Origin of the sequence: Bacillus sp. FSL W8-0848, assembly GCF_038007805.1 — a bacterium.
Taxonomy (GTDB): Bacteria; Bacillota; Bacilli; order Bacillales; family Bacillaceae; genus Bacillus; species Bacillus glycinifermentans.
The window spans coordinates 678,935-703,681 of record NZ_JBBOYB010000001.1 but is presented as its reverse complement, the minus strand read 5'-3'; the positions used below and the strand labels follow the sequence as shown (position 1 = coordinate 703,681).

At 43.6% G+C, this 24,747-nt stretch carries 32 protein-coding genes; 2 read left to right on the top strand and 30 right to left on the bottom strand.

The window, feature by feature from the left end; all coding sequences use genetic code 11:
- Positions 1–8: 8 nt before the first annotated feature.
- From NSQ39_RS03715 to NSQ39_RS03610, 22 genes are all read right to left on the bottom strand, one after another.
- A complete protein-coding gene (locus tag NSQ39_RS03715) occupies positions 9–191 on the bottom strand; it encodes an XkdX family protein (RefSeq protein WP_048356293.1) in 183 nt (60 codons plus the stop codon).
- Positions 188–490 carry a hypothetical protein gene (locus tag NSQ39_RS03710; RefSeq protein WP_145614344.1) on the bottom strand — a complete coding sequence of 101 codons (303 nt, stop codon included), beginning with the start codon at positions 488–490 and terminating at the stop codon, positions 188–190. Before NSQ39_RS03710 ends, NSQ39_RS03715 begins: the two co-directional genes overlap by 4 nt.
- A gap of 14 nt (positions 491–504) precedes the next feature.
- Complete coding sequence (locus NSQ39_RS03705; RefSeq protein ID WP_341014234.1) at positions 505–1,848, bottom strand: phage baseplate upper protein; 1,344 nt, start codon at positions 1,846–1,848, stop codon at positions 505–507.
- A gap of 12 nt (positions 1,849–1,860) precedes the next feature.
- The gene (locus NSQ39_RS03700; protein WP_341014232.1) at positions 1,861–4,428 is read right to left on the bottom strand and encodes a peptidase G2 autoproteolytic cleavage domain-containing protein; all 2,568 of its coding nucleotides are present in this window, start codon (positions 4,426–4,428) and stop codon (positions 1,861–1,863) included.
- A 20-nt stretch (positions 4,429–4,448) separates the two neighbouring features.
- Positions 4,449–6,326 (bottom strand): prophage endopeptidase tail family protein, encoded by a 1,878-nt coding sequence (locus tag NSQ39_RS03695; RefSeq protein ID WP_341016864.1) that lies wholly within the window; start codon positions 6,324–6,326, stop codon positions 4,449–4,451.
- A 22-nt stretch (positions 6,327–6,348) separates the two neighbouring features.
- A complete protein-coding gene (locus NSQ39_RS03690) occupies positions 6,349–7,176 on the bottom strand; it encodes a phage tail domain-containing protein (protein ID WP_268365887.1) in 828 nt (275 codons plus the stop codon).
- Positions 7,173–11,492, bottom strand: a complete 4,320-nt coding sequence (locus tag NSQ39_RS03685; protein WP_341014229.1) for a phage tail tape measure protein — start codon at positions 11,490–11,492, stop codon at positions 7,173–7,175. The genes NSQ39_RS03690 and NSQ39_RS03685 overlap by 4 nt, the downstream gene beginning before the upstream one ends.
- 203 nt (positions 11,493–11,695) lie before the next feature.
- A complete protein-coding gene (gene gpG, locus NSQ39_RS03680; protein ID WP_043054118.1) occupies positions 11,696–12,058 on the bottom strand; it encodes a phage tail assembly chaperone G in 363 nt (120 codons plus the stop codon).
- Positions 12,058–12,696 carry a major tail protein gene (locus tag NSQ39_RS03675; protein ID WP_341014227.1) on the bottom strand — a complete coding sequence of 213 codons (639 nt, stop codon included), beginning with the start codon at positions 12,694–12,696 and terminating at the stop codon, positions 12,058–12,060. The genes gpG and NSQ39_RS03675 overlap by 1 nt, the downstream gene beginning before the upstream one ends.
- A complete protein-coding gene (locus NSQ39_RS03670) occupies positions 12,693–13,076 on the bottom strand; it encodes a hypothetical protein (protein ID WP_340033089.1) in 384 nt (127 codons plus the stop codon). The genes NSQ39_RS03675 and NSQ39_RS03670 overlap by 4 nt, the downstream gene beginning before the upstream one ends.
- Positions 13,073–13,486 (bottom strand): HK97-gp10 family putative phage morphogenesis protein, encoded by a 414-nt coding sequence (locus NSQ39_RS03665; protein ID WP_052500255.1) that lies wholly within the window; start codon positions 13,484–13,486, stop codon positions 13,073–13,075. Before NSQ39_RS03665 ends, NSQ39_RS03670 begins: the two co-directional genes overlap by 4 nt.
- Positions 13,464–13,820 carry a phage head closure protein gene (locus tag NSQ39_RS03660; RefSeq protein ID WP_268365896.1) on the bottom strand — a complete coding sequence of 119 codons (357 nt, stop codon included), beginning with the start codon at positions 13,818–13,820 and terminating at the stop codon, positions 13,464–13,466. The genes NSQ39_RS03665 and NSQ39_RS03660 overlap by 23 nt, the downstream gene beginning before the upstream one ends.
- On the bottom strand, positions 13,783–14,073 hold the full coding sequence (locus tag NSQ39_RS03655) for a head-tail connector protein (protein ID WP_254416466.1): 291 nt from the start codon (positions 14,071–14,073) through the stop codon (positions 13,783–13,785). The genes NSQ39_RS03660 and NSQ39_RS03655 overlap by 38 nt, the downstream gene beginning before the upstream one ends.
- Positions 14,051–15,355 (bottom strand): phage major capsid protein, encoded by a 1,305-nt coding sequence (locus NSQ39_RS03650; protein WP_341014223.1) that lies wholly within the window; start codon positions 15,353–15,355, stop codon positions 14,051–14,053. The genes NSQ39_RS03655 and NSQ39_RS03650 overlap by 23 nt, the downstream gene beginning before the upstream one ends.
- Positions 15,352–15,942 (bottom strand): HK97 family phage prohead protease, encoded by a 591-nt coding sequence (locus NSQ39_RS03645; protein WP_216898704.1) that lies wholly within the window; start codon positions 15,940–15,942, stop codon positions 15,352–15,354. Before NSQ39_RS03645 ends, NSQ39_RS03650 begins: the two co-directional genes overlap by 4 nt.
- A complete protein-coding gene (locus tag NSQ39_RS03640; RefSeq protein WP_175075423.1) occupies positions 15,935–17,113 on the bottom strand; it encodes a phage portal protein in 1,179 nt (392 codons plus the stop codon). Before NSQ39_RS03640 ends, NSQ39_RS03645 begins: the two co-directional genes overlap by 8 nt.
- Before the next feature lie 12 nt (positions 17,114–17,125).
- A complete protein-coding gene (locus NSQ39_RS03635; protein ID WP_309245900.1) occupies positions 17,126–18,880 on the bottom strand; it encodes a terminase large subunit in 1,755 nt (584 codons plus the stop codon).
- Positions 18,877–19,281: a P27 family phage terminase small subunit gene (locus NSQ39_RS03630; protein ID WP_341016860.1), complete on the bottom strand. Its 405-nt coding sequence runs from the start codon at positions 19,279–19,281 to the stop codon at positions 18,877–18,879. The genes NSQ39_RS03635 and NSQ39_RS03630 overlap by 4 nt, the downstream gene beginning before the upstream one ends.
- A 77-nt stretch (positions 19,282–19,358) precedes the next feature.
- Positions 19,359–19,580 carry an HNH endonuclease gene (locus NSQ39_RS03625; RefSeq protein WP_341014219.1) on the bottom strand — a complete coding sequence of 74 codons (222 nt, stop codon included), beginning with the start codon at positions 19,578–19,580 and terminating at the stop codon, positions 19,359–19,361.
- 146 nt (positions 19,581–19,726) lie between these two features.
- Positions 19,727–19,933 carry a hypothetical protein gene (locus tag NSQ39_RS03620; protein ID WP_341014217.1) on the bottom strand — a complete coding sequence of 69 codons (207 nt, stop codon included), beginning with the start codon at positions 19,931–19,933 and terminating at the stop codon, positions 19,727–19,729.
- 309 nt (positions 19,934–20,242) lie between these two features.
- Entirely contained in the window at positions 20,243–20,470 is a 228-nt protein-coding gene (locus NSQ39_RS03615; protein ID WP_341014215.1) for a hypothetical protein, read from the bottom strand.
- Positions 20,471–20,535: 65 nt separating this feature from the next.
- Complete coding sequence (locus NSQ39_RS03610; protein ID WP_341014213.1) at positions 20,536–21,018, bottom strand: hypothetical protein; 483 nt, start codon at positions 21,016–21,018, stop codon at positions 20,536–20,538.
- Between the two features lie 322 nt (positions 21,019–21,340).
- Here NSQ39_RS03610 and NSQ39_RS03605 point away from each other — a divergent pair, with 322 nt between their 5' ends.
- The gene (locus NSQ39_RS03605) at positions 21,341–21,523 is read left to right on the top strand and encodes a type II toxin-antitoxin system HicA family toxin (protein ID WP_043054107.1); all 183 of its coding nucleotides are present in this window, start codon (positions 21,341–21,343) and stop codon (positions 21,521–21,523) included.
- Between the two features lie 48 nt (positions 21,524–21,571).
- A complete protein-coding gene (locus tag NSQ39_RS03600; protein ID WP_341014211.1) occupies positions 21,572–21,988 on the top strand; it encodes a type II toxin-antitoxin system HicB family antitoxin in 417 nt (138 codons plus the stop codon).
- Positions 21,989–22,319: 331 nt separating this feature from the next.
- On the opposite strand, the gene NSQ39_RS03595 is transcribed toward NSQ39_RS03600, so the two are convergent.
- The 8 genes from NSQ39_RS03595 to NSQ39_RS03560 all read right to left on the bottom strand — a co-directional run bounded on the left by NSQ39_RS03595 (position 22,320) and on the right by NSQ39_RS03560 (position 24,688).
- Entirely contained in the window at positions 22,320–22,862 is a 543-nt protein-coding gene (locus NSQ39_RS03595) for a site-specific integrase (RefSeq protein WP_043054103.1), read from the bottom strand.
- Positions 22,862–23,302, bottom strand: a complete 441-nt coding sequence (locus tag NSQ39_RS03590; RefSeq protein WP_043054102.1) for an ArpU family phage packaging/lysis transcriptional regulator — start codon at positions 23,300–23,302, stop codon at positions 22,862–22,864. The genes NSQ39_RS03595 and NSQ39_RS03590 overlap by 1 nt, the downstream gene beginning before the upstream one ends.
- 16 nt (positions 23,303–23,318) lie before the next feature.
- Positions 23,319–23,447 carry a hypothetical protein gene (locus NSQ39_RS03585; protein WP_257419530.1) on the bottom strand — a complete coding sequence of 43 codons (129 nt, stop codon included), beginning with the start codon at positions 23,445–23,447 and terminating at the stop codon, positions 23,319–23,321.
- Between the two features lie 154 nt (positions 23,448–23,601).
- The gene (locus NSQ39_RS03580) at positions 23,602–23,793 is read right to left on the bottom strand and encodes a hypothetical protein (RefSeq protein ID WP_257983778.1); all 192 of its coding nucleotides are present in this window, start codon (positions 23,791–23,793) and stop codon (positions 23,602–23,604) included.
- A gap of 53 nt (positions 23,794–23,846) precedes the next feature.
- On the bottom strand, positions 23,847–24,002 hold the full coding sequence (locus NSQ39_RS03575) for a hypothetical protein (protein WP_180949359.1): 156 nt from the start codon (positions 24,000–24,002) through the stop codon (positions 23,847–23,849).
- Positions 23,999–24,232: a hypothetical protein gene (locus tag NSQ39_RS03570; RefSeq protein ID WP_017474645.1), complete on the bottom strand. Its 234-nt coding sequence runs from the start codon at positions 24,230–24,232 to the stop codon at positions 23,999–24,001. The genes NSQ39_RS03575 and NSQ39_RS03570 overlap by 4 nt, the downstream gene beginning before the upstream one ends.
- Positions 24,233–24,267: 35 nt before the next feature.
- Positions 24,268–24,468 carry an XtrA/YqaO family protein gene (locus tag NSQ39_RS03565; RefSeq protein WP_017474644.1) on the bottom strand — a complete coding sequence of 67 codons (201 nt, stop codon included), beginning with the start codon at positions 24,466–24,468 and terminating at the stop codon, positions 24,268–24,270.
- 70 nt (positions 24,469–24,538) lie between these two features.
- Entirely contained in the window at positions 24,539–24,688 is a 150-nt protein-coding gene (locus NSQ39_RS03560) for a BH0509 family protein (protein WP_017474694.1), read from the bottom strand.
- Positions 24,689–24,747: the final 59 nt, after the last annotated feature.

The window sequence follows — 24,747 nt, the reverse complement described above, 5'->3', positions numbered from 1 at the left end:
AAACACCCTTATAGGGTGTGTGCCATGCCTAAGTCCACACTGACGGCGGGCTTATCATAACTCCGGCCTGTTATTTCTTCATATTCAGCCGGAGTGATCCAGTTAATTCTTACGTATTCCCGCATATCTTCATCTGTGTAACACCCCCAATCATAAAACTGTTTTATATCTGAGAAAGTTGGATACTTCATGAAGCCCCCCCGCCTTTCAGTGCTGAAACATCTGCCTGTAGTTTCGCTATTTGTAAAGAAAGTAAAGCATTTTGTTTTTTCAGCAGATCGGTAGGGTTCGGCTCCGGTGCAGGCGGCGTTACACTTTCTATATACTCTTTGCTTGCTGATTCTATCCACTTGTCTTTTTCCGGATCATACTTCGGAACGTATAATCCTTTTGGAATCGGGGTGATCGTGCTATTCGGCGGCAATTCTTCACCGGAAAAATCATCTTCGCCAACATATTGGTAATTTTCATCGTAAAAAAGAACGTGCATGCTTATCGCCTCCCCTACCATAACGGTATTGATTCATTAAACGACACCCTCGTTACCTTCGTTTCATCATTCGCTAACATGCCGTCATATCTTAAATCGCCGTCTGTCGTTAGCGCAAACCGGGCTGTTCCGTAAGAACCGATCGTAGGCACGACAAAATCGACTAGCTGGGTCGGCTTATTCGTAAACTTAGCGACAGATGTCCCGATAGTCGGCAATGTTCCAAAAGATCCGCGCAACCATAGAACGTTGTTGCTAACGGAAAATTTCAACGGATACACCGAATCCTGTTTAGCTCCGTTTATGAGCGTCACGTTATTCCAGGCCGGCGATAGGTCAGACGAAGTTAAAACACGACGCCACCCTTGCCATCCTAAATTTAGGTCTAAATAATTCGTAAACATGTTATTTTGCCAATCAACTGCTATAACGTAGCCAAACGTGCCTAACCCATTACTATCGGTTGAAGTCATATGAAAAACGCCTCGTGTAGAGTTAGTAGAAGCCGCGTTTATTGCCTTACCCGTGGAATAAAAAGTGCCGAACCGTCTCCCGCTTTGAATAATCTTCGTATAAAAATCGTCAGTGTCACCTATTGAGACGAGAACGCCTCCGACGTCATTCGTTATTTTAAATAACTGGCTTCCGTTCCACTTCGTTCGCTCGTCAGCCGTAATATGCCGTACATTATCCGCGACATGCGTATCGAAATCCGTCTTCGCCGCCTGCTTCACATTATCAACGTTAGCTAATCCGACCTGGGATTTCGTGACCTTATGCGGATTGTCTGTTTTAGCTGCGTGTTGGTCCGTATAAGCTTTCGCGTTGGTTTCCGCTGCATCCGCCTTCTCTTGGGCGCCGTTTTTTGTTTCGATGTTTTCGAATTCATCAAACTTCGCTTTTATTTCTTCGAGAGTTTGGCTAATTTGATCCCTAAACGATTCCACATCTTCGATGTAATATTCTGCGACCGGAACAATGTTCTGATCCTCAAGCGTTTTTGCAATGGAGAAAGTGAAAAAGACTGTCGCGAGCGCCTGGCCGTTTGTGTAATAAAGCTTGATTTCGGCCTTAACTTCACCGTAATGCTTGAGCTCTTCATCAGATAGAACATATTCTGCTTTCCCGTTTACCTTGTCCGTCAGCGTCAAGCTGCGTTTATAAAATGAGTCATTGGCATACAGAAGAACGATTTTAGCATCCACCGCCGACAAAGGCAGCGGAGCGCCGTCTTTTGTAAAAGAAAAGGACAGCTTTGCGCTGCCCGTGTCCTGGGTAAAAAATTGTATGTTTGTAGAAATGGGCGCCACTCTCCGCGCGTTAATATCAAATGATATTTCGCCTTCCTTATAGATCATCGCTGAACCTCCTTACATCTGTGGGTGTATGAAAATCTGGGCGAGACCGTATCCTTTTTGAAGAGAATAGGGCTGCTTAATACGCATCACGTAAAAGCCTGCGCCATCTTCTGATTTAGTTCCAATTCCGCCAACTGGTACGATCCGGTCCCCGGCCTGGACAGTCTCATCAATCCTTACGTATACCTGGCCGATCAACCCGACGACATGCCACTCATCCCGTTCCTCCCGTGGGATGTATTCAAGGTTAGGGTTATAGTTTGGATTTTCTTTTGGAATTTTGAGTTTCCGGCCGCTGTCATCGATAATCGTTTCATAGATCATGCCGCCAAACTCATTCCTAAGATACCGGTCATTCCAATAGAAAGCCGCACCGCCCATAACGACCCCGGCCGTCTCAGAAATAACACCGAGAACCCTGTCCCCTTTTTCGGCTTTCCTGATCTTGTCTCCGTCCAAGGTCACCAGATAACCAGATTCAATTTTGCGGCCGTCTTTGGACTCAAAATATTCCGCAAGGTCTTTGAAGTCGGACACGCTTTCCACACGGCCAACACCTTGGATATTTCCGTTTGTGGAGCCGATTTTCCATTTGATATTATCCTTCGAAGGTGAACCATTACCGTATCCACCACCTACCGAATAACTATCATCGTTAACAACTGCCTGGGAAGCCATCACCACTCTTGCAGGTCCGTCCCCTTTTGTGTGCGAGTTGTTGGACGCTATAATGGCTTGCCTTGATCCCTCTGTGGAGGAGCCGCCTGATACACCGCCCATGAAATTCCGCGGGCCTTTTGCAATGTTGTCACCTGTTGCCGCTATAATTGCACTTGTTGAATCTAATGGAGCCCCGGAAGTCGTCGCTCCTCGAAATCCTCCTTTAAAGTTCGTTGGTACAAACTTGTACTTGTTGCCTTTAATCATGGCAGCATAGGAGTAGCCAGACGCCTGAACATTATTAATGTTTGCCTGTGAATTGGGCGACGTAATCCCGTAGGTTCCGCCTTCTCCCTCCATAATTCCATTGGAGATATTCACGGAGTACACCCCGCCGCCGATCCCGATTCCCTGCTTAGCCGACTTATAAAATGCAAAATTGGACAGGTTGACATTATCCGTTTTTTGCGGGCCGCCATATAGACGAATATCAAACCCTGCTTTTTTGAATCCCCTGATCGTGATATTGTTCAAAGATATGTTACGGCTGCGATACTGCAAAGCAATCACTGGATTATCTTGATAATCATATAAAGGATCACCAATTGCTGTAAAATTGCTGATAGTTACATTTTTATAAGCCGAAACAACTAAGGCACGAGGCGACAGCCCTGCATACATATCATTAAATACAGGCTCAATGGCGGTACAATCCGTCAGGGTGACATCATAAGCCATTGTACTTTCCGGATCGGCCGCCAGATGATGCCCGATATGCCTTAAATCATAAGCACGCACATCACGGAAAGAAGTATGTCCGATAATATGAACATTTTGGGATGCTGGCCATTCCTTATGTGCTTTGACTTCTACACCCCGGATATTGCCGGATGTAAAGTTATTAATCAGCCAAACATGCTTTGACCCGTCATCAACTTCTATGCCATTTGAATTTGACTGTCCTTTTGGGTGAGCCGTACCGCGCTGATCAAAAGAGTAAGAATTTGAAATAAAAATGTATTCGCTATAGTGCGTGGTAATTCCGTCGTCCCCCGCCCCATAAGCTACACAGTTATCCAACCAAATATACCGGCATCCGTCTTTTGTATACTGTGTAGACGCCAGATGATCATATGTGGGCGCTGTTATATCAAATCCGTGTAAACCTGCGTTAATAGCCTCAACGTCTTTAACCCACCCAAATTTTACTTTGGCATATGTCAAACAACTTGAATGCTGTCCGCCGGTAGCCCCGACGCCGCCCTGCCTGTCCGGGTTCCAATCAAGGGACATACCTTGCACGAAAATATTTCGATTTCCGTTCTCATAATCGGCGTTTGTGATCACCCATTCGCTGGCCGGTGTATCCTCATGTAGCTGCAGAATCGTCACGCCTTTACCCTGGCCGATCAGATAGGTCCAGGATGGGAGCTTAACCCCTCGAACCACATAGGTCCCGGCGCTTAATTGAACCCTTACATGGCCGTCCCCCACTGCTTTTCTGAATGCCTCGGTACTGTCGGTTTCCCCGTCTGGTACGGCTCCGAAATCATCCACATGTACTTCCCTTTTTATTTTCTGTTCAAGCTTATTAAATTCTAAATCCAGCCGATCTTTCAATGTTTGGGCAATTTTCCCGTCAGTTGTCACCCTGGCGTCCACAACCTCTTTTACGTCTTTCCCGTCGTGATTCACAATCACATTAGCAAAACGCGCCGAAAGATTATCTAATCGGTTCGCAACTGTAAACCCGCCGTGATCGATCTGATCCGACTTGTGGGCTGTTGCTGCTTTCTTATGGGAATTTAAAGCCTTGATATTGCCGTTAATTGCCTCTTCCGTCAACCGTGCATTTTCGTCCAATTGTGAAAGAAGCTTTCCATTAGGAACAGGATTATGCTGTTTTTCTAAGTGAAACATAACTATCACCAACTTTCCTTTTAACTGTAGCCCACAATCAGAATCGTTATTTTTGAACCTTCCGGGGCGTTTACTGGATTCAATAGCTTCCCGTTTTGAAGAAGGGAAACTGTAAAGCTGTCCGTTTGACTTTCTTCATAATCAACAGAGGCAGAAACGTTGTTTTGTTTCATGACCGTTGAGCTTTCAGCTGTAACATACTTAATTTGAAAATCATCATCAGTTTCCAAAAGGAGGGCAGTAGAACTGACAGAAACATTCCCCGGACCACCCGTGACCGCCCACACTCCAGAATTAAAGGTCAGTGTATACGTAAAGTTTCCGGGGATTTTGCTTTGTGTTGCGTTCACTGCATTAAAAAGCTCCGCTTTGGCCGCCTGTATTTGGGCCAGTATTTGATTTTTTTGTTCGATCAGATACCTTTCTTGTTTTTTAATGCGGCGCCTGCTGTCCAGTTGAATATCAATCAGGTCTTTTCTAAAGTTGGAGAAAGTGACTTCTGGCTTTTCGGTGTCATCCAACGGATTATAGACCATACTCACCGCGCGCAGATCATCCTCAAATGTAATGCCGTTTTGAGGCGTATCCGCAATGACGTGGATGGTATCTCCTTTTGTGATCTTGTCTTCTATGCCTTTCAACTCAGGGACCTCAATTTCTTCAAAATCAATATCAACTGTGACCTCTGGAAACGGATTGACTTTTTGTTTCAAGAGAGATTTCATATCTTCCGCTTTTGTGATCGATTCGTCTCTTATGGTTTCTGCCCATGTTGGCTGCCCTTCAATTAAAAAATCCTTTTCATTCGGATGAACAAAAAGGACGGGAGGAAACACATATTTTTCGGCTTCATTTTTAAATTCTCTGTAAATCTCAAATATATTTCCGCGAAGCAAGTACATAACCGGCGCAGCACCTTTTGTGCCTTTTGTGTTTGGGTTTTTGCTGTCTTTGCTTTTAAAGGTCGCAACCACATCATGTTTTTTATGGTCAAGGCCTCTAACCACTTCAATGACTTCCTCTTTCGGATCATTGTCTTTATAGACTGAAATCGTCTTCGTTGTATCTTTATCAATGACAAATTCCCATTTACCGCCAAGCTTCGAAGTCAGAGTTTTAAACCTGAATCCTGTGCCTGTAAAAGAGAAAGTAAAAGCTGAACCAATTTTTGATGTTTTATCAGCTTTTAATGACTCATCATAAGTCCATGAACCAGTCTTTGATTCGTATCCGATTGATTCGTCACCCAACATGTCTTTTTCTTCTTTTTGTTTCCCATAGCCGCGCCCGCGTGTGGCCGTATTATCTTCGGATATTTGAATCTGTAGTCCTTGTATATTTGCCCTGGTATCAAGGGTTTTATTAATTCTACGGCCCATCTTTTTATACACGTAGATATGATGATTATCCACATCAAATTCAACCTTGTAATTAGAGGCGATAGAGTCCATCAGGTCAATGGAAAAAGAATCCCCGAAACTATCAGTTTTTACGGGCTTGATGTCTCTGGCATCAGCCATAATTTCAAAAGTGAAATTGCTGCCTTTCAGGGCGTGTTTTAGGGCTTTATCAAGAGAAATTCCCCCCGTTATCACATCATCCACGCGATTTTTTCCAAGCAAAAAGACGTAAATATGATTGGCCGAGATCGACTTTGATAGTAACTCTCCATCTTGGGAGATTTGAACATTACGAATGACATATTTTTGATTTTTAAAAACCCTCTCATCGATAACGATAAGATTACGGCCAGTCAACGCATTAAATGCCAATGGATCACTTAAACTATTTTCAAGAGTAAAATCCAGACTCTTTTTCCCGTCAACTCCATCCGTTACACGTGGGGCGGCGTCTACAATTTCATATTTTTGACCTGTAAACCGATCTTGAACATACATTTGATTCACCTGTTACCGCCCCCTACTTATAGTAAAATCGTGTAATGAAATAAAGGTCACTATAATCTGCATTTTCAATTGAAAATTCATTTTCTCCTGGCGCAAGTTCCGGGAACCGGCCGCGGGTAGAAATGACCTCACTTCCTTTGACGATATATTGTTTGACCACCGTCAAAAGATTCTTTTTTGAATGGCTCCCGGAAAGCGTTATGCTGTCCCCGGTTGTTTTATTTGTGATCTTAATGTCTTTTCCTTCAAAGTACATTTTCACTTTGTAATCATGCTCTATAGGCGAAAGGGTGACATCCCCAAAATTGTATACGCTGAAACGGTTCTTGTTTTTAAATTGAAAAGGCTGCTCGCTGAATCGGCCTATATTCATCCCTAGATTAAACCGTTCCCCCTGTAAGTTAACAGGAACGGTACTGTCATAAACAGATTCAGCCAATCCTTGAACAGCCGTAAATGTAACAGAAAAAGAGTTTGTCAGCTTCCCGTTATCCTGTGGAATAGAAAATACATCATCTGCTGTCACAAGCCATCGTTTATTTGGCTCATATGAGTGAATCACATGATACGGGTCTTGAGTGACAAGCAAGGCATATAAATTCGAACGATACAAATAGAATTGCTCTGCGTTGTGGGCTTCGACTGCAAATTCAGCCGCTATTTTTCTTTCTTTGTAACGTCCAGGACTGTTTTTCGATGGACTGAGCAGACCGTTTCTATTTTTCAAGGTAACGGTCTGACGTTCATAAACAGGAGATTCAGGAACGAATGAAAGGAGAGACACACCAGGCAGAATTTCGCTTATGGGGTTATCACCTATGATCAAATCCAAATCCCTCATGAAATCCCTCCAATCAATGAGCTTCTATCATTAAATTCTTTTGTACTGATAGCCGTTAAGACCTTGCCGACTTTCTTACCGTACATGATCACATCGCCCTCTTTTGCTGCAATTTCTCTTAAAAGAGCGTTTTGTTCTATTAGCAATGCAATTTGTTGATCCTGACGCTGTGTGATCGGCTCAATGGACGGCATTTGCGGAACGGTCTGCGCTGGGATGCCTAATTCTTGCCCGGCTCTGGCCCAAATCCCGATACTTCTTTCGCGATATTTCGGATCCGTCGTAATGATATGCTCGTCATACCCTCTTTCGTTCAAAGCCGCAAGTTTTGTGCCGCCTGCTCCCGGGGATACTCCGCCTGCAGCATATCCAACATATCCGCCGCCTCGGGCCATCGATTTTAAACCCGGATGATTTGATATATTTCCATATCGTGCCTTGATATAGTTAATGGCTGCGAGAATGTTGTCTATAGGGTTTAAGATGTTATTATGTCCCGGGAACTTATAGGCGTTGAATGTGGACGGGATGGTTTGCATTAACCCTTGTGAAGGATGCCCGGCTTTCGCGTTGGAATCCCATAGGTTGATAGCGTTCGGATTCCCGCCGCTCTCCTTCATGGCGATTGTAACAAGCCCAGGAATCCACGAAATAGGCACGCCCGCGATGCCGACCGCTTCCGTTACCCATTGGTTGACGGCTTTCGTCCCGCCAGTTCCTTTGAATGTTTCCTGGTCCGGCATAACCCCTTTCAGAAATTCGGTAGCCCCATTTTTTAAAATCTTCATTATGCCGGTTCCAAATGAGTCAATGCCTTTCCCTGATTTGTATGGGATCAGCCCATTAAACAATTTTTTGATTAATTTACCTGGGCCGTGGGTAAGCAAATCCATTGCAGCCGCGCTGACATCCCCGACTTTATCTACGACGCTTTTCCCAAAAGATACAGCCCCATTGACCATCTTTTTAGAGCCATCCACAGCCTTTTTGAAAAAGTCGCCGACCCCGCCGGCATAGCCAGGCATCTCCGTCATAGATGTTAGCTTTTTAGATTCATCATGAGGAAGGACAGAAGTTCCACGCGGGAGATCCCAAATTTGTGGGCCGCTCATACCGACAACATACGTACCGATTCCCGGCGAATGCGCCAGCTCCCAACCTTCCTCACCGACTAATGCCGCCCCACCAGGGTGAAAATTTGTTCCTTTTGCATATTTACCATTCAGCTTTTTACCTTTTTTGCTATTGTAGCCTTTTGGTGTCCATTCTGGAATGGTTGGGATATGCATAAATTCAAGAATCTTATTAATTCCACCGGTGACGGTATTGACAATGACTGCCTGATCAATAACATAATTATTCCATCTTGTGAGGACATCGCCTGTTTCTTTATCAACTTGATCAATATGCCCGCCTGCTTGTTTCTCTGCTTGCTTTACAACATTTTTGTGCATTTCCTCTGCTTTTTTAACAGAGCCGTCGCGCTGCCGTTTTGCCTCTTTGATCAACTTATCAGCTTGTTTCTTGCTGATAGAACCTGTCTCATCCCGTTCCCGGACAATTGCTTCCACAGTTTGATCATATTTTTTGTTCGCTTCTTTCACAGAACCATCACGGGCTTTGATACTGTTTTTGATTGTATCGGCAGCCTGCCGAGCCGTAATATTTTTCGACTCGCTTCTGAGCTTGCTCATAATAGCCTTCTGTTCTACCTCGCCTTTGCTCATGGTTTGAACAGCCGTGTTCATCATTTTCTTTTGAATGCTGTTGATTTGGGTACGTTCTTTTTGTGTAAGCTGACGTTTTTCTGCACTGGCCTTGTTTAATATTTCTTTGATCTGTTTCTGCCCTTTATCGACAGCCTGGGTTTCTTCATTTTGCTTCTTTTTTACGTTGTTTAAAATTGCATTTTGTTCCCTCTGACTCAAGCTTTTACTGGATGAAAGGAATTTACTAAGAGTCTGATAACTTTGGTTTCCTTTTGTCTCAATACTTGTTTTGATCTTGTTGCCCATCTGATCAAAATTTTGGACGATACTGTCTGCCGTTTTTTTAGAGACAGTTTCACCAGACCATTGCAGCTTGTTAAGCTGGACGGTTGCTTGATCATTTAATTTTTTATAGCCCAAAACAGCTTTTGTCGTGGATTCAGAAACTTTTTTCCCAAAGCTGTCCAGCGTCGGAATTTGTTCTTGTTTCATGTGGTTATACAGGTGATACCCGCCTTCTGCCAATAGGCTGATCCCGGTAATCGTAAGCCCGATTGGGCCACCTAATGCACTGAAACCAAGCCGGGCAATCCCAGCAATTCGCGACACACTTCCGAGACTTCTAACAAGGCCCAGTGCCTTTGCTCCAAACCCGGCAAATTTGCCAGTCGCTTGAGCTGCACCGCCGCCCAAAGTTTCGGCTGCCGCTGTTGCTGTTCGTGCGCCCCCGCGAAAATTAAAGAGTGATTTTGTCCCTTTAATAATCTCAGGCGCGAACATAGTTGCAATACTAAGGACGCCACCCCATTTGCCACCAAACAACGACAACGCTACACTTGCCGCTGATGAAGCTCCACGCATACCACGAAGACCGCGAGTATTACGAGATAATGCGGCGCCGCTTGCATTCATTTGTACGGCTGCCGCGGTGTTCGCGGCCGCTAATTGTGCCGTTGAACGTTGGGTCATAGCTGCCTCAGCTCTGTATCTTCCGAATGCTGCGGCACCCCTTCCCAGGGCACCAGTGACAGTGCTAATGCTTGATACAACTGCACCTAAAGCAATAACAACAGGAGGGAACGCCGCGGCAACCAATCCAGCGATAACGATTGTGTTCTGCATGGCCGGCGAAAGGCCTTGAAACCAATTCGTAAAGTCTTTGACTGTCTTTCCTGCCGCTTGCAAAGCTGGTTCGATCTTATCAAGTAAAATTTCACCGACTGGGAGTAAATTAGTCTGCAATAGTCTAAAATCTTTTGCCACACGATCCCCGAAGTTATCTTTTAAAGCCTTTCCTGCCTTGTCTGTGGCACCTTTAACATCACCAAGCATATCCTTGGTAGGATTCAATGCAGTTACCACTTTACCCCGCAAATCTTCCCATTGGGTACCGAATAAAGCGACACCGGCCTGATCTTTTTCCATTGGGTCTTTCATGGCTGCTAAGGCGGACACGGTTGCCATGAAGGCTTGTTCCCCTTCTTTTCCGCCTTTGGCGATGGCTGCCCCCATCTTGTCAGCATCCAGCCCGATAGCTTTAAAGCCTGCGGCAGTCGTTTTTGAACCGTCCTGAGCGCGGATATTAAATTCTTTGACCGCATCCCCAACCTTATCCATGTTCCAAGCGCCATTTTGCGCGCCTTGAATCATAATGTTAAACATGCCGTCAATGGAAAGCCCTGCTGATTTGAACTGGGGTGAGTATTCTGAGATCGTATCTAAAAGCTCGTTTGAATAATCGCCGCCTTTTTGTGCAGCAACAGTGATATAGTCAAAAGCTTTTCCACTATCAACAGCGAAGTTATCAATCAAGGCTTTGGCTGCTCTGGTGCTTTCAGGTATTTCAAACTCGAAAGTATCCCGGAGTACATAAGCCCGTTTTGTGGCCTGTTCAAGTTCTTCTCCCTTTAAGCCTTGAAGATTTTTTCTCACATCAATAACGCCTTGGTTGGCTTCTTCGAGTGATTCACCGAAGCCGCTAACCCACACATCTTTTGATATGTTGGCTACTTCCTGCGCCTCTTCTTTCGTCATGTTCAAGGAAGATGAGATTTTACCCTGGGCTTTTTGGAAATCTGCTGCGGATTTAAGAGCCAATCCTCCCAGCAACCCGATAGGAGCCGTAATCCCGGCGAACCCTACCTTACCTATCGTCTGTAGGCGTTCGCCTTGGGTTTGAAGGCGTTCCCCATACTCTTGCAAGCTTCTGCCTGCTCGGGTCCATGCAGAATTTTGGGTGTTAATTTCTAATGTCGTAGCCCTTAACTGCCGGCCGAGACGGTTATACATGGCCGTTTCATTGTTGATCCTTTGGGCCAGTTGTAAAGCAGCTTGTGAGTTTTCTCCTTTTTCACGCGCGAGCTCTTCATATTTTGCCCGCAACTGTTCGATTTTTGAACCTTGTAGCTGATGCAGTTTGGACAAACCTTCCTGTTTTTGACGCAGCTTGTCGGATGCGTCTCCAAGCTCTCCAAACTGCGATGCAGAAGCCTTCATTTCACTTCGAACCAACGCCATTTTTTCCGCCACGTTGTCCATTCCGGCTGAAAAACCGCCATCATCAAACCCTAAGCGATAAATCATATTTCCTAAGCTTTCCGTTGCCACAGTCTCACCTCCCACCTAAAATACATGATCTATCGGCACAGTTTTTGCCCGCTTGCGTTGCTCTTTCGGGTTCTTGAGTTTTTCCCGATGCTCAAGCAATTCAATAAAAAAAGGATAGTCGCTATTATCAATTTCATTTAGCGTCCATCCTCTTTCGTCCATCAATTGAATGTATATATCTTTGACGTTGTCTAATGCCTGATCTATTGTGACTCTTTCTGTACCTTTTCCAGCAGCTTTCCCAGATCAAAATCCTCTTTTTCTTTTTCGATTTCCTCACGGGTTGGGTAGCCGAGAACCCCGACCCCGATAATGTCATAAATCACATTCCGGTGATCGATCGTATTCAGACCGTCATTAATCTGCTTTCTTGTGAATTTTTTATCAAAAATTTCAACGATAAGGTTCAACTGTCTGTTTTCAACTTCCTCTGGTTCTGCCTCATCGCTTCTCGCGTACTTCTCAATTTCAAGTGCTTTACGCTTAAATTTAAAAGGGATAAATTCCTGCGTAAACGCTACATCTTCACCGTCAATTCGTAATGTAATTTCCAAAGGTTTAGACATTATGCTGCTCCCCCGCTTGTACTTGTTTTAGTTGTGGTTGTTGTTGAAGTTGAAGCCGTAACCGTTGAAGAACTATCAAGTTTAGAGACGTCAAATACTTCATCAAAGAATGTATCTCTGTATTCTTCATATCCTTCCACGCTGCTGTCACCGGTGATTTTGAAAACCTTGTCACTTCGTTGGACAAATGTGCCTTCAATTTCTTCTGTCTGGAAATCTGTTTTGTCTTCTTTGGTTTTCCAATCAGTACCCGGAATGCCAAAACGGCCTTTGGTTAACCATACATGGCGCACATTTCCGTCCTCTTTTGTTCCCGTAAACCCGAGGGCAACATATGGCGGAACAGCGTCTTGTCTCCATGCAATAACCCCTTTGACCATCTTTTGCCCTGTAATCTCCGCAAGAACGGCCTGAGGGATTTCAGAAGTCCCTATTTTCACTTTTGTTTCACCGGTATTTGAATTGACGATAATCGGCCCGTTATCTGCGTATAACGTGCTGTTTTCGTTGGATGTATCAACGTTTGCTGAAATAGCTGGCGCGAAATGCTGCACAGGTCCATATTGAATATTTCCTTTTTCGTCTTTGATGAGCTTGGCATATACTAAATTTTCAAGACCTACAATAACACTGCTCATTGATCTTCCTCCTTTAATTTCACAATTGTTCGATATAAAAAAGCTCTTCTAAAAGCAGAACGATCATCTTCATCAAAGGAAGAAACAGTGATACGTCTACAATTGAGAGCTTTCATTTTTTTATCCACCGCGGTTTGCAAAGGCCCTATGTTGTCGTCAGCCTTCACCCATAGGTTGATCTGTATATCAATTTCCGCTGATACGGCTTTATTGTCCTCATAGTCCTTATCAACGTTATCCATCTCCAGAACTAAAATGTGAGGATATTCACGAGATTCCTCTAAAGGGAAGTTTCCGGCATATATCCGGCCGTCAGTCATCTGAAATACGTCAGGATCATCTAAAAGGGCTTTTACGATGTACGGTTCATAATTAATCATGACCTTGCCCCTTTCCGCATTTCATTCATGACAGCCTGGTTGATTGCCACGCGTTTAAGCCGATAAGCCCGAACAGCAAACGGGTTTCCCCGTACGAACCGGCCGTTTTTTGCAACATAGCCATTATGGACAAACTTCGCCCGCCAAGCCGTTTCCTTTCCAGGGCCTATATCAAAGCTGATTGCGTTTGGAATTGGTCTGTCTTTCTTCGGCGTCTGCCGTACCTGAATATCGTCTTTGATGTGTTTGTGATCAATTTCTGATACAGGAACCTCCGCCCTCATGCCGTCTCTTAAAACGTTCCCGCCGGCTCGCAATGCTCTGACTTGACGTTTTTCAACATCTTGCCCAAACCTTTCAAGACGACGAAGAGCATCGTCAAAGCCATCAACTTGAACTGCTATTCTCATGATCCCACCCCACACATTGCAATGTCATAAGCTCCTGATTTTGCAAATCGGGAATGACCTCTTCAATCTTAAAAGGCTGACCCTTGTATACAACACGCATAGAGCCTGATTTAATCCCTTTTCTGTGTCGAATGCGAAACCATGCAGTATTTTCCTGATGGGCCGCAGATGCTTGGATAATGTAACGATCCCGCGGCTGCATGATTTCAGCCCAGGCTTTTATAAACGTTGTCCAAACGTATTCCGGTTTCATCGTTTCCGGATTGCGCCCTGGCACCCGCTTTTGAATCTGAATTTTATGTTTCAGGTCCCCCGGATTCACTGGCATTGTCATCACCACACATTTCCGCTTGAAGGATTAAAGGGGTCAAGGCATCCAGGGCAAGGCTCATACTTTTTTCCGTCACCCTAAATTCATAAAAGATGCCGGCCGCCAGAATAATCAAATGATCATCCTCACGCCCTGTTGCCCTTCTGATGTATTTTGTAGCCGACTGCAAATAAAAAGACAGCAAGGAATCTTCCTCACTGTCTTCAATCCTTAAATGCTCTTTTAAGCGATCATTAAGCCGATGCAGTTCCGCCATCAGTCGTCAACTCCAATTTAAATACTGTTGGTTCAAATGGTGAGTAGATTAATTGGCCGTCATTTAAGTGCCAAATTTTGAAGCCGACATGGTTTGTATCACTGTATTTTTCCAGAAGCTTGCTGACTTCTAAAGAATTAATGACATCTTGAATGTGGAATGAACTAAAATCACCAAAGTATAGGCGTGGTACATCCGGCGTGCTACCGTCCACATAATCAGTTACATCAACCGGATAGCCCAGAATCCTGTAACCGAAGGATCCTTCAATATAAGCCTCGCGCAACAACGGCTTTCCGTCTTTATCTTTTAACGTTTCAATAGCTGTAAGGGCAGCTCTATTCATCATCCAACGAGAATTTTTGAGTTTAGAAGTTGGAACTGAATTTTTCAATCGAACAAGCTTGTCATAAACCTCCATATTCCCCGGATTAAATGCAACAGCTTTTTGAATCAAGGAACCGGGATTATCTGTAGAGTTGAAGAAGAAATTTGCCTCTTCTTCTACATAGGATTTTTTCAGCTCTTCAATAACTGTTTGTTCAACAGGCATATCAGTCATAGCAAGCAATTTTTTGGTAATCAGCACTAGCGCATCAATTTCAGAAGGATTCAGGAATACTTCGTCAAAATTGATGTCGGTCTGTGGAATTGGATTGTCCAATGTTCTTTCAGTTTTAATCCGTTGGGCTTTTGCTTTCTTCACAAGAACCGGATAACCTTGTGTCCCTTTTGTCTGAACGCGAGTTCCGTATTTCCGTAACAGGTTTTCTTCCTGGGCATAGGTAATGATTTCTTTTGATAGAGATTCCGGAATTAAAACTTTCCCGTTGGTTGTCTCAACGCCCATCGCCCGCGCTTCGTTTTCGCTGATACGCCCGACAAGATAGTTTGCAAAGGCTTTGCGCTGCTCCCCTGCTTTTGCCTGTTTGCGGCTTTCAGAGGACAAAGATTTCATAATATTGCTGACAATAGCATCCCGTTTTTCTGTATCGAAAAACTGCTGGCCGCGCTGTTCTGTTTCATCTGATTCCCTTTCTTCTTCGCCTTCGTCGCCGTCTCTTTCTCCTTCTCCCTCGGCCGTGGAAGCATCACCACTTTCACCACTTTCTAGTTTTGTAAGCTCCGCTTTAATAGCTTCCAATTCTTCTGATAGTTCAGTGACTTCTTTTTCAAGCTTCTCAACGGAAGAAGCTTCCGTTTGATCGGATTCGAGATCAGCCCGGATTTCTTTCATACGTGCTTCAATTGCTGCTTTACGTCTCTCTAAATATTTCTTCATTTCATAGCCTCCTGAATTTTATTAATTAGTTGCTGCTTTTTTTGCCGCAGCTCATTTTTTTGTTTTGCCCTCTGATAAATGTCACCAGATCGGACTAGTGACGCTTCTGTATCCTCATAAGCAGGAAAGGCGACAACGCTAATTTCAAAGAGTTCTACCTCTTGAATCGTGCGTGTCGCCGGTGATGTATCATAATTCCATTCATCTTTTACTACGTTGAAGCCAAAAGAACATTGATTGATGTCGCCGCGCTCCATACTCCGGCGCAGATCATTTGCCCAAGAGGTACCTGGCGGCGTAACAGTAAATTTCAAACCCTTGTCATCTTCTTCGAGTTGGAGGGTGCCGCTGCGTGTCCGCCCAAGCACATAATCCCAATTGTGATTAAAAAGGGCACGAACATCGGCCTGCCTTGATAACGCTTTTTGAAAGGCTCCGGGCGCGATCACTTCGGTGAACATCCCGCCAATATCGGCCGGACTATTAAAAACAGCCCCATAACCGGTTATTTGTGGTGTCTCTTCCTGATCTGCAAGCTGCCGAATTTCCAGCCCCTTGATTTGAAAAGTCCGCTGCTCTTTATCCATCCTCATCACCACCTTTCAGGCTGCTTTTCAGAACATCTTCCAGCCTATCCAAGCCAACAAGGTCCTTACTGATATAAAGCTTGCTGGATTCTTTTGTGTTCAAACGTGGGAAACCGATCATTTCCCGTGCATCATCGGGAACGGCGATCGATGTCCGTACCAGATTGTAGGCAATCTCTGTTTTTGTTTTCATTCCAACGAAGTTTAAGAGATTGTGACGGAATTTCAGGCGCAGCCCACTATCTTTTCCGAAGAACAAAATGGTCAAATGCTCTTCGATGTTGCGAAAAATAGGCTGTAGACAGCTGGTATAAAGCTTCATCATGGCTTGTTCCATGTCTTTTTCTTCGAGCTTGTCCAGCAAGTCCTTATCCATCCCGAAAAACTTACCTAAATCTTTTTTGTAGATATTCAAATATTTGAGCGTCTTTTCATCATCCACAGGGGATTCAAGCGCTTCAATTTCATATCCTCGGCCTAAAGGAATCAATTTTGTTTTCCCTGAATCTTTAATCCCTTCAAGCTGGTCAAGTATCGCTTTTACGGTTTTGGTTTGATTCGTGTTGGTCGGGGAAAGGTGCGTCTCTAATTTAAGAAGGAACGCCATAAGCCCGCCTTTTTTATATTTTTCAGTCAGCGCCTTTTCAGCGTTCATGACGCCTTCCAGCGTTTCCTTTGCCAGCTCTAACAGGCCAACACCCTCCAAATGGCTCAAGCCTATATTTTTGATGTGCCTCACCATGTAGGACGGAACGACTTCACCGGACACAGTGATTTTCTCCGTTCCGGCGGCGGTCAGCTCGCTATAAGCGTTATTTAAAATGTGCAGCTGGCTTTGATCGTAGAAGACATACACGTCACCGCGGAGCAAATATACATTTGTCAGCAGTTTCTTAAATTCAAAACCGGTTAAATAATCATTGGGACAATTTAAAATCCGCAAAGCTTGAAGAGCCCGCGGGTCTTTTGAGTCTCTCCCCGTCGTTCCATCTTCCACAACAAAATCTGTCAATGCGACCTGATCGCTGATCAGCTTCATCAGATTGTATGTGTCACTGGATTTCAGGATATTATCGTCATTTACAAATGCACCATAATTAAAATATGAGTTTTGAAACCAATTGAAACTGCGTTTGCTGAACCGTCCCGCTAAATTACGGATAAACCCCACTCTCATCACCCCCTATCTGTACAATTCATTAAGCATTGCGTCATATTCGTCTTCATCGTAATCAACCAGCATCATCATAGTTTCTTTATGGGCATTCAAAAAAGCAACAAAGCCGTCTATTTTTGCTTTACTTTGCTTTTTGGAAGGCCGCTTCAAGCCTTGAAAGTTTTTATCCGCTACAACGTTTTCTGTGCAGTAGATAAAAAGGGGATTATCCGTCTTAATTCGTTCCTCATACATTAATACTTCTACGTCATCAAAAGGAGCGTTGAGGACGGTCGAATATTGCTTTGTCTCGACACAGGTCAATCCCTCGGCCTCAAGGGCTTCAACCACTTTTTGAGAAAGAGCCGGGTCATAATTGACCTGCTCAACATCATAAATTCGTGAGCATTCCACAATGAATTCGACGACCATATCATAGTCAATCGTTTTACCAGGGCATAACGTTAAAAAACCCCGCTCGGCCAAGTTCCGATACGGGATGTTCTCCATTTTTTCGCGTGCTTCCAGGTTATGATCCGGGATAAAATACATCTGTTTGACTTTCAACATAGATTTTCCGTTTTCATCATGGGTCGGGATATTAATAGACACGCATGTGAGGTCTGTGGTTCTGGATAAATCAAGGCCAATGACTGCCTGTTCGCCGGATAAATCGCCCAGGTCTTTGATCAGATTCCCTTCCTTGTCCTCGATCATTTTCTGGACAATATCTTTGTCAAAATACGTGCCGGTGCTGCGGACGAAAATATTCAGATACTTGGCCAAAAACTCATCCTTTCGCTCCGCGCTCATCTGAGCCGTTTTAAACTCACTTTCTAAAAAGTCGGGTTGGACACTGATTCCCCAGTTTGGGTTCACCTTTTTCCAGACTTTCCGATCATCCCATTTATCTCCCTTGTCGGGTTCGGTAATGTACGTGAAATAGGAAATGTCCTCTTCTTCCTCATTTTTGTTTTTCAATAGGCCTCGCGCATAATCATAGATTTGCAGGCCGACGGAAGTCGTGCCTTTTCCCGCTGTCGAAATGATGAACATTAACGGCTGCAACCGCGAACCCATACCGGATTTTAAAACATCGTACATGTCGGCATTATTTTGCGCGTGTACTTCATCCAGCAAAACGAAATGAGGGTTTTTACCATCAAGGCCCTGTGTATTTTTAGACAGAGGCAGGATGCTATTTTCAAACCGTGTACCGTTGATGGTGTACCGGTAAATGATAGCGTTAATGTGCCCCTTCGGACCTTTATAAATTTGAGTCCGAGTGTTAAGGTCTGGACTATTTTGAATGGTCGCCGCAATTTGTTTTGCTGCAATGTTCGCTTGTTCTGCATCGGTCGCCGCTGTAAAACATTCGGCGCCCTTTTCTCCGTCTGCGTACATTGCATATGTGGCAGCGCCGGCCGCTAAAACAGTTTTGCCGTTTTTCCGTGGAATCTGAATATAAACAGTCCGAACAGCCCGGACGGTCCTTCCCTTGTCATCCTTTTTATAAAAGCCGTATATGTTTGTGAAAATGAATTTTTGCCATAATTCCAATTCAATTGGTTCGCCGGCAAGCTCTCCTTTTGAATGTTTGCAGAAGGTTTCTATAAAATCCATGACTTTATTTGCCTCGTCGACATCCAGCCACACGTCTTTCCGCTTTTTCATTCTCTTGTAGCGCTCAACAACTTTTATAACCGATTTACAATGATCTTTTTTATTCTTCAATACCTGATCAGCATATAAATCAGCATAGTTCACACCCCGTTCTATCACCTGTCAGCACTCCACTTCGATTTAAAGGTTTGGAAACTGTCGGTATTAGAATTAGGCTGACCACCGACTTGTTTTTGAAGCTTCGGTGTAAGCCCCAGCTGTTCCAGCAGCTTGCTTTTTTTCGTGTTCCAATCAGCTACCTGTTGAGCAAGAGGGTGTTTCATTTCATTTACTGCGCCGGCTTTATTTTGATGCAGCCGCGTGGCCGGAAAACCTTCTTCCCGCCATTCTTCATACATTTGGGTATAGATCACATGAGCATCCAAATAGGTATTGATCAGAGGCGTAAGGGTTTCAGAATATGTCCCCGCCTCTTTCAGCCAGGCTAAAATTTTCCCTTCTTCATCAGCTCGTATTTTTTTCAATTTTCGAGTTCTGGCCGACCGCTGCTGTGGTGTCATTTCCTTCAAATTCCCTCACACCCCCCTTTAAAATTTCATTTTTGTATACACGTGACTCCCCCTGCCCTGTCCCCAAATCAAAAAAATTTTGAAAAAACAGATGGGGGGGATTGTTTTTCCTGATTTTCTATTTTGGCGTGGCATTTTGGACAAAGGAGAATCAAATTGTTTTCATCAAGCTTCAATTCTGGCTGCTTGGAAATCGGAATGACATGGTGAATGTGCGCGTTCTGTCCAAAAACAAAACGACCACACTCATTGCAAGTGCCGGCGTCACGTTGGTAAATGTACTCTCTCATGGCCTTCCAAGCATCAGATCGATAGAAAGACTTGTTTGCAGACTGAAACTTGTTTTGCTTTCGGCCTTTCTTCCTTGGCCTATGCTGATCACAATAATAGCTGCCTTCCTCTAAGAGAGTCCGGCAGCCGTCATGAATGCAATATCTCATTTGGTATCAGTCTTTTCATCCTTCTTTGTCCCTTTCGATTTTGTTGCCTTTGGCTTCGGATCTGCTTTGTCCTCTGACACTTCTGCTGCCGGTCCTTGCTCAAGCTTTGCGGCTTCCTCATGTGTTACAAAATGAGACTTCATTTCTCCTTTGTCCCACACCAATGAGCCGTGTGCTAACTTTTGAATGACTCGTTTGCTCATCACTGTTCCTCCTCAGTTACCATTTTTTGATTTTGATAGTTATTCCGTGCAAACAAAAAGCAAACCAGAATATAAACCACATTGTCATAAACGGATGTTCGTAAACTGCGTCCATGCTATTCCTCCTTCTTACGGTCAGTATTCATCGCCTTGCCCCCGCCATGAATCTCGATAGGGTTAGCGCCGGCCCCAGTCGTACTAGTCTGGGCTTACAGAACGGACGGCCAGCCAGTTGTATAAATCCAAGCTCATAGTCACGTTCCCTTCGTTGCTCTCGTAGGTATCTATAGCGTTGCTTACGTTCCCTACTCATACGCCTTCCCCTTGATCAGCAAACAACTCACGTATTTTCTGCTCAGCTTGAGAGAAGCTCATTTCCCGTTCCCCTGGAAAATGAAAGCTGCCTTCAACTTTGGGTCCAGACTTAAAACGAACGGTGGCTTTTATCAAAAACCCATAGGTTTGAAATACCATTATGCTCCCGCCACTAAATAGGGTTTCTCCTTTTCTCTCAATACTTTCTATAACGACTTCCATATGCAAGCCTCCTACATAAAAAAACGCCTTCCCGTTTGGGAAAGCGCCTGTTTTTATCATCTATGTTAATTTTCATTTCCAACTAATTCATTGTATTCTTCCAGCCACTCAGCAGGTATTTTCCTATTAACTTGTATATATCTCATCATTGCGTTGCTCAATTCTTCTGCCCTTTGTTCATCATGAATGAATCTAGGCTTCACCCCAATAGGTGGCTTTTCATATATTATCTGTTTAATATCTGCCACACATTCTTGGAAACTCTTTGTAATATTTTTTATTGCCTCTGTATAAACAGAAGGAGATTTAACAGTTATCGTTTTCTGAGTTGGATCATTGAGTTCAGTCGATTTTAGATGCACCTCAGCGTTATTTACATTTTTATGAAGACCAGCAGAATTCGCTTCAACATCAACCGAATCCACACTCACGCTCTCATCACAAACAAAAACCCCTCTTTCAATTGCTTTCCTTGCCTCCTCTCTGATTTTTTCTCGCTGTTCGTCTGATTTAATTAATCCATTATATTTAACGACTAAGATTTTCAATAGGAACACCCTCCAGTATATTCTTTCTAAACCGGACCCACACTTAGAGGCTTCCTTTGCCGACAATCGTTTTTTCTAAGATTCACTGGACCCGGTTTACAGAGAACATAAAACCAAGGGGTTTAAGACTGAACCCCCTGAAACGCTTGCTTTCATCCGGCTATCCGTGTGCACCCGAACGCCTTCCGTGGTCAGTAGCTACCCAAATAAAAAAGCACCCCGTAGGATGCTATTGAAATAAATAAAAAATAACAAAAGATACTTGATACGTATTTTTATACGTGTTATAATAAGTATGTCGAAAGGAGATGGTAACCATCAAATGAATTCAAGAGAGCTAATCAAGAAAATTGAGCAAGATGGTTGGTACCAAGTAAGGGTAAAAGGTAGTCATCATCAGTTTAAACATCCAACAAAACCCGGAACGGTTACCATCCCACATCCTAAGAAAGACTTTCCAAAGAAAACAGTAAAATCAATCCTTAAACAGGCGGGGCTTGAATAGCCCTGCTTGTAAAGGAACTATCATAAAAATATAAAGGGGTTATAGATTATGAAAAAAGATCGTTACATTTATCCAGCCCTTTTCGATTACGACAATGACGGAATCACAGTGACTTTTCCTGATCTGCCTGGCTGCATCACTTGTGGTGATACGGATGAAGAAGCTCTAACAATGGCTAAAGAAGCTATGGCACTCCATCTATATGGCCTTGAACAAGATGGTGATGAAATTCCTCAGCCGACATCTTCAAAAGATATCGAAACAGAAGATAGCCAAATCATCGTATTAATCGAAACATGGATGCCGCCTTTCCGTCATGAAATGGAGAATGCGGCAGTTAAGAAAACATTAACTATCCCGCGCTGGATGGACGACATTGCAAAAGAGCATAAAATTAATTATTCGCATCTTCTTCAAGATGCTATTAAAGAACATCTTGGTATTTACAAAAACCCTAGATCATAAGACAAAAGAGCAGCCAGCCGGTTGCTCTTTTTTAATTTCACTTTCGTTGTTTTTGACCTATTACCATATTAACCGATCTAAAACAAAACAGAGTGCCAACGTTGTGCCATAATTGTGCCAAAATCATTTTGCTGTCAATCGAATTTTTTTATTTATCCACATTATCCACGAATTAGCCATATCTTATATTGTGTCCAATTCACAGAAACGCGGAACCCTTTGCCCTGCATAGTTTGTAGCCATTTCCTTAAAATGAGTTGGACACTTTCTCATTATGGTTAGTTCATTAAAATAGACAGAAAAAACTCATCCGTTTTGAAGACAGATGAGCTTATAAGCTGAATGCATCCATTGTTTGATCCATTGTGTCTTGAGTAATCCCGATATATCGAAGAGTGACGTCAGGGCTGGAATGGTTAAATATCTCTTGAAGCAGAGCCACGTCTTTGAATTTTTTATAGTGCCAATAACCGAACGTTTTTCTCATGGTGTGGGTGCCGATCCCATCAAGTCCGACGTATTCCGCAGCCTCTTTCAATATGTTGTATGCTGTGCTTCTGCTGATCGGTTTATTTAGTCCTTCGCGGCTCTTAAATAAAAATTCCTGGTCATCTCTATCTTTAATATAGTCGGCCAAGGCCTTTTTTAGTGCCTTATTTATTTTAATCCGTTTCTGCTTGCCGGTTTTCTTCTCGCGTAAATCAATGTACATTCGTTTGGCGTCGCGGACTCTTAAACGAAGTAAATCAGATATACGCAAGCCTGAGTTTATGCCGGTGACGAAAAGCAGATAGTTTCTTTCACTCCGTTCTCTTAGGAATTTCTTTATATAATAAATCTGGTCCATATCCCGGATAGGCTGCACAAAATTCATTACGAAGCACTTCCCTTCACATACACTTCTTCTTTCAATGCAAAAGCCAGATTGTAAAAAGCACGCGATTTTATCCGGAAGTATGTGCGCGGGCTTAACCCGATTTCGTTATAAACCTCATAATCAAAACGGTGATCCTGTGACATATACCTCATGATGATGATCTGCCGTTCATTGGCCGGCAATCGATTCACAGCCTTTTGAATTTTTAAGAGAAAGGCATGTCGTTCCTGTTCCATTTCAATTCTTTTGATGGCCGTATCCTCGGTAGATGAATGAAACGCGTTTGTATTTGACGGTGGAACGATGTTAAAACCCGCTGTGATCTTCGGCAGCAGATCATCTGGCACTTGCAAGAGAACCACCCTGTAATTATCCAGTATGGCTTCAACCTTCTTTTTGGTTGCTTCTCTATCGATTTCGGGTAATTGAAATAACATTGATTAATTCCTCCTTTTATTTGCGCTTATAAGCGCCGCCTTTGCCTCGTTTAAGAATCTGCTTGTTTTGCCCCATAATCTCTCTCCAAAAGCGCTCAGAGCGCTCCTGCGTTTTTTCAGGGCGTTTTCTTTTGGTGGGTTTCATGTCTATTTCTCCTTTCGCTAGACCGCAGCCGGGACAAATAAAAAAACAGACACCAAACAAACAGCGTAAAAGCTGTAAGTTCAGTGTCCGCAGGTATTCCATTTAGGACATTATTCTATTTCCGTCCGCCAGGCGCCCATCGCGCCTACAAATTTTAATTTGCAAGCATCGGCAAGATCACAATAACAAAGAACAGTACGGCAACCCCAAGTATCGGCAGCAGAGAAGATTGTTTCTGAGCATAGGCCACGTTGCCCTTAATCGCCAGCCCTTCAGTTCGCTCTATGATCGATTTCACGTAATCCGGGTGAAGTTCGTACTTCTCAGCCAGCTCGTCAATGGTCATCATGTTATCCCGCTGAGCCTTGATTGTATGAAGTAATGAAGATTGTAAGAGTGTCATTCTTTCATCGCCTCTTCTATTTTTTTAAAATCATCCGAATCTATCGCAACATCTTGGATTCCACAGAAAGGGCAAAAAATTTCGGACGGACAATCAGCTTCCGCCGTCTTACATATGGCGCACGGGTTCAAAAAAACATTCGGGTCATTCATCCCTTCTCACCCCCCGTCTGTTCCCAATGGATGACAACATCGTTTGAATAAATCCGTAAGAAATCCCCTGAATCAAAGCGGACCTCAAAACCGCCATCGTTATGTAAAAAGGCATTCCGATTATCCACGATGTTTGTGACAGTCGCCATCTTTGTGAAGCCTGGCGGCTTATATTTTTGACCAAGCATATAAGTTTCAGAATTAAAGGTGATTGACTTCGCTTTAAACATTCCGTTCCTCCCCCGCAGGGGAAAGCCCCTGCAAATTAATTGAATTTGTGTGATGATTCAAGATTAATTCGGGAAAAAGCACCTTTAAACGTTTCGATGATCGTTCTGCCGTGTTCCGGGGCCTCTGCTTCATATGCCGTTCCGTTCAATCCATCTAAAACGATGACAGTGACCTTCCCGTCTTCAATTTTCCTTGATAATTCTTGATTGACGTCGATCTTTTTAGGACTGTTCACCAGCCGCACCCCCGTGTTAAAATAAAAGTGTTCAGGTTTTATTTCCGGGGCTTTTTATGCTCTGGTTTTTTTATGCAAACACATCATCTGTTTGCCTGAGCATAGCCAGATTATAAAGCTTTTCAATTTCCTCATCGCTCTTCTGTTTAAGCGATTCCTTTCCGTACCTTTCGATCAAATTGATCCATTCGATTTTTTCCATACGCTCTTGTTCTGTCATGCAGATTTCACCTCTTTAAAAGATTTTTCAAAGCGGCATTTTTGTAACGCTTTGGACAA

What these genes read in the sequence shown, in the direction of transcription:
- NSQ39_RS03605 (WP_043054107.1), top strand. Translation starts at nt 21,341, where the DNA reads ATGAATTCAAGAGAGCTAATCAAGAAAATTGAGCAAGATGGTTGGTAC.
- NSQ39_RS03620 (WP_341014217.1), bottom strand. Translation starts at nt 19,933, where the DNA reads ATGAGCAAACGAGTCATTCAAAAGTTAGCACACGGCTCATTGGTGTGG.
- NSQ39_RS03700 (WP_341014232.1), bottom strand. Translation starts at nt 4,428, where the DNA reads ATGTTTCACTTAGAAAAACAGCATAATCCTGTTCCTAATGGAAAGCTT.
- gpG (WP_043054118.1), bottom strand. Translation starts at nt 12,058, where the DNA reads ATGTCTAAACCTTTGGAAATTACATTACGAATTGACGGTGAAGATGTA.
- NSQ39_RS03710 (WP_145614344.1), bottom strand. Translation starts at nt 490, where the DNA reads ATGCACGTTCTTTTTTACGATGAAAATTACCAATATGTTGGCGAAGAT.
- NSQ39_RS03625 (WP_341014219.1), bottom strand. Translation starts at nt 19,580, where the DNA reads ATGAGAGAGTACATTTACCAACGTGACGCCGGCACTTGCAATGAGTGT.
- NSQ39_RS03645 (WP_216898704.1), bottom strand. Translation starts at nt 15,942, where the DNA reads ATGGATAAAGAGCAGCGGACTTTTCAAATCAAGGGGCTGGAAATTCGG.
- NSQ39_RS03665 (WP_052500255.1), bottom strand. Translation starts at nt 13,486, where the DNA reads ATGAGAATAGCAGTTCAAGTTGATGGCTTTGACGATGCTCTTCGTCGT.
- NSQ39_RS03580 (WP_257983778.1), bottom strand. Translation starts at nt 23,793, where the DNA reads ATGACCATTGACGAGCTGGCTGAGAAGTACGAACTTCACCCGGATTAC.
- NSQ39_RS03655 (WP_254416466.1), bottom strand. Translation starts at nt 14,073, where the DNA reads ATGGCGGAACTGCATCGGCTTAATGATCGCTTAAAAGAGCATTTAAGG.
- NSQ39_RS03575 (WP_180949359.1), bottom strand. Translation starts at nt 24,002, where the DNA reads ATGAATGACCCGAATGTTTTTTTGAACCCGTGCGCCATATGTAAGACG.
- NSQ39_RS03690 (WP_268365887.1), bottom strand. Translation starts at nt 7,176, where the DNA reads ATGAGGGATTTGGATTTGATCATAGGTGATAACCCCATAAGCGAAATT.
- NSQ39_RS03695 (WP_341016864.1), bottom strand. Translation starts at nt 6,326, where the DNA reads ATGTATGTTCAAGATCGGTTTACAGGTCAAAAATATGAAATTGTAGAC.
- NSQ39_RS03650 (WP_341014223.1), bottom strand. Translation starts at nt 15,355, where the DNA reads ATGAAGAAATATTTAGAGAGACGTAAAGCAGCAATTGAAGCACGTATG.
- NSQ39_RS03570 (WP_017474645.1), bottom strand. Translation starts at nt 24,232, where the DNA reads ATGTTTAAAGCGAAGTCAATCACCTTTAATTCTGAAACTTATATGCTT.
- NSQ39_RS03600 (WP_341014211.1), top strand. Translation starts at nt 21,572, where the DNA reads ATGAAAAAAGATCGTTACATTTATCCAGCCCTTTTCGATTACGACAAT.
- NSQ39_RS03590 (WP_043054102.1), bottom strand. Translation starts at nt 23,302, where the DNA reads ATGTTATTTCAATTACCCGAAATCGATAGAGAAGCAACCAAAAAGAAG.
- NSQ39_RS03675 (WP_341014227.1), bottom strand. Translation starts at nt 12,696, where the DNA reads ATGAGCAGTGTTATTGTAGGTCTTGAAAATTTAGTATATGCCAAGCTC.
- NSQ39_RS03595 (WP_043054103.1), bottom strand. Translation starts at nt 22,862, where the DNA reads ATGAATTTTGTGCAGCCTATCCGGGATATGGACCAGATTTATTATATA.
- NSQ39_RS03715 (WP_048356293.1), bottom strand. Translation starts at nt 191, where the DNA reads ATGAAGTATCCAACTTTCTCAGATATAAAACAGTTTTATGATTGGGGG.
- NSQ39_RS03660 (WP_268365896.1), bottom strand. Translation starts at nt 13,820, where the DNA reads ATGACAATGCCAGTGAATCCGGGGGACCTGAAACATAAAATTCAGATT.
- NSQ39_RS03585 (WP_257419530.1), bottom strand. Translation starts at nt 23,447, where the DNA reads ATGAAACCCACCAAAAGAAAACGCCCTGAAAAAACGCAGGAGCGCTCT.
- NSQ39_RS03615 (WP_341014215.1), bottom strand. Translation starts at nt 20,470, where the DNA reads ATGGAAGTCGTTATAGAAAGTATTGAGAGAAAAGGAGAAACCCTATTT.
- NSQ39_RS03670 (WP_340033089.1), bottom strand. Translation starts at nt 13,076, where the DNA reads ATGATTAATTATGAACCGTACATCGTAAAAGCCCTTTTAGATGATCCT.
- NSQ39_RS03630 (WP_341016860.1), bottom strand. Translation starts at nt 19,281, where the DNA reads ATGACACCACAGCAGCGGTCGGCCAGAACTCGAAAATTGAAAAAAATA.
- NSQ39_RS03560 (WP_017474694.1), bottom strand. Translation starts at nt 24,688, where the DNA reads ATGACAGAACAAGAGCGTATGGAAAAAATCGAATGGATCAATTTGATC.
- NSQ39_RS03705 (WP_341014234.1), bottom strand. Translation starts at nt 1,848, where the DNA reads ATGATCTATAAGGAAGGCGAAATATCATTTGATATTAACGCGCGGAGA.